General features: G+C 60.0%; 2 protein-coding genes. Both read right to left on the bottom strand.

Annotated features, from left to right (window positions below):
* Positions 1-1,957: site-2 protease family protein (locus Q0J85_RS15405; RefSeq protein WP_294483240.1), on the bottom strand; the 1,957-nt coding region annotated here is incomplete at its 3' end.
* Position 1,958: 1 nt separating this feature from the next.
* A partial coding sequence (locus Q0J85_RS15400) for an HlyD family efflux transporter periplasmic adaptor subunit (protein ID WP_294483237.1) occupies positions 1,959-2,633 on the bottom strand: 675 nt, incomplete at its 5' end.

Here is a 2,633-nt window from a genome sequence, read left to right as displayed (position 1 = left end):
CGGTGAATTCGAGCTCGATCCGGTAGAGCGGCAGCACCGAACTGTAATGATGGTCGTTCCCCGGGTCCGGATAGACCGGGATCGGCCCGCCGAAGTGCTGCAGCAGCGGAGAGTCTTTCAGCTGCGCCGCGATCCGGTTCACGTTGACGATCCGCGCCGGATATGTCGCAAGCGAATCCCCGGGATAGACGGTCGCCTCGTCACCCGGCTTGAGCTTGCCGATATCGCGATCCTGCGCGTATGCGTAGACCGCGAGCCGATCCGAAACCACCTCCCCGGCAAGCACTCCTTTCGGCAGAAACGCACCTTTCGACAACGTCGGGAGTCTCGACACGAAAATCCCGGTTTCCGGCGTGGTCACGGTCAGGTTCTCCCGGCGGCGCAGCAGTTCCCGCAACCCGGTTTCGTCGGAAGCGAGTTTCTCCGCGGTTACGCGGCTTTCGGAAAAACGTTCCTCATCGAGCTGTTGAAGTTCATGGAGCGTGCGGTCGTAGGTCCGCACCGCTTTCAGCCGTTCGATGGCGCTTTCGAGTTGCGGCGAATGGAGTTGAAACAGCGTCTCCCCCGCATTGACCGGGATGGCGCGGCGCGGCAGATCGTTTGTCAGATAACCGGATTCCGCGACCGTGATCTGCCGGTGTTCCGCCGGAACTGTCTCGCCCGGCAGCGAGATGTTCCATGAGAGCGGCAGAAACAGCACCCCCGCCAGGATCAGCAGCACGACTCCGCCCAGAATCCAGCGCGCGCGTCCGGCGGAACGTTTTGAAAGCGTCCGGACCGTCTGCACCTCCCGCCAGAACGGGTAAAGGAGAATGCTGTAAAGCTCGAAAAACATCATCACGATCGCGACCGCTTTTACGAACTTGTGGTAGATCAGCAGGATGATCGAAGTATAAAGAAAAAGCCGGTAGCAGAATGAACCGATTCCGAAGAAGAGCAGCAGCCATCCACGCCCGTTGCGCGGCTTCTCCCCGAGACGGAGGAAGTGCCAGCGCCAGAACTGTTTGACATATTCCGAGGAACGGCTCATGAGATTTTCGATGTTCAGCAGATCGCAGAGAATGTAGTAGCCGTCGTAGCGGATGAACGGATTGCCGTTCACGAACAGCGTCGAAAGCGTGCTGACCGTGAATACGTAGAACATCGTCGACTTCCAGCTCCCCGGCGGCAGATAGCACCAGAGGAGAGCCGCGATGCCCCCCAGCAGAAGTTCGATGATGATTCCTGCCGCGTCGATGAGCAGTCGTTGGCGACGCGGCAGCCGCCAGCTGTCGGTCGTATCCGTGTAGAGCCGCGGATAAAAGACCATGAATCCGATGCCGATTCCGCGCACGCGGCAGCGGAAGTGAATCGCCGCAAGCGAATGAGCCGCTTCATGAACAAACTTCAGAAACAGAATCGCCACGAAGTATTTTGCCAGCCCCGCCCACGAGAGCGAGTCGAGAAACGTCGCCCGGACATTCCCGAAGTCACGGATCATGAATAAGTAACCGATTACGGCAGGAATCGCCAGCAGCCACACGAGCCATTTGGAGGCGAGCCAGGAGACATACGGCCCGATCGCCTCAAAGAGCCGTTCCGGACGCCACGGCGGCAGCCTGAAAAAAAGATAGGCCGCCGAGAAGCGCAGAAACGCCGTCTTCTCTCTCAATGCCGCCTGCCGTTCGCGTTTGATGCCGATGTGACCGTATTCGGGGGCGAGCAGATTGTTCTGCTGCAGAAACGCGAGCAGCTTCAGCAGAGTCTCCCGGTCGACGGAGACCCCGTTTCGGTCGAGTTTCTCCCGGAACTGCGACACCGGGATCGATTCGGTCAGGTACGCCAGTATGTTGAGCATTTCCGGCGCGACCTTGTAGTAGGCGTCCGCCTGGCGGTCGAACAGAAGCGGCGGATTGCCGCGGATGAGTTCGACGTCGCTTCTGAGCACGCCGGTGACCGGTTCGGGAGTCTCCGCCATCTTACAACCCCCGGAAGTAGAGCACGACGCTCTTGAAGAGCCGATAGCCGAGCGAGACGTTTCCGCCGCTGAGCCGGGCGACGCCGCGCATGCCGTACCGCAGCCCGGAGGACTCTTTCGGCAGCCGGACGCGGACTTTGTAGCAGTAGGTTTTCTGCTCGGTCAACTCCGGATAGTGCGATACTTCGAGGATTTCGACCGGAATCGCCGTCTCGGGTGCGGTGTGCAGAAACAGCTTCGCAGTGAATGAATTACGCAGAATAGAGGCGTCGCGCTCATTGACTGGAATTTCCGCAATCATGCCGTCGCCGCCGTAGATTTCAAAGAGTTTGTCTCCGGTCCGGACCGCCTTGCCGGCGAGCTGTTCGGCTCTCCCGTCCGCGAGTGCGAGGATGCCGTCGGCCGGGGCGGCGATCCGGGCGTGATCGAGATACCATTGCGCTTCCCGCACCGCGATCGCCATCGTATCGCGCCTCGCTTCGAGCAGTTTGACTTTGCCGAGCCGTTCCTCATCGGAAAAGGCGTTCTGTTGTTCGAGCGCGAGTTCCGCTTCGATTTCGCGCAGAGCATTCCGGGCGCTCGAGAGCCGGTAGTTGAGCTGGTCGGTGTCGTATTCGACGATGAGTTCGCCCTTTTTCACGATTTCCCCATCCTGCGCGAGACAGGCGGCGATCGG

Origin of the sequence: uncultured Victivallis sp. (assembly GCA_944389935.1) — a bacterium.
Lineage (GTDB): Bacteria > Verrucomicrobiota > Lentisphaeria > Victivallales > Victivallaceae > Victivallis.
Note: the sequence above shows the minus strand (reverse complement) of the source record. Positions and strands in the feature narration are given on the sequence as shown.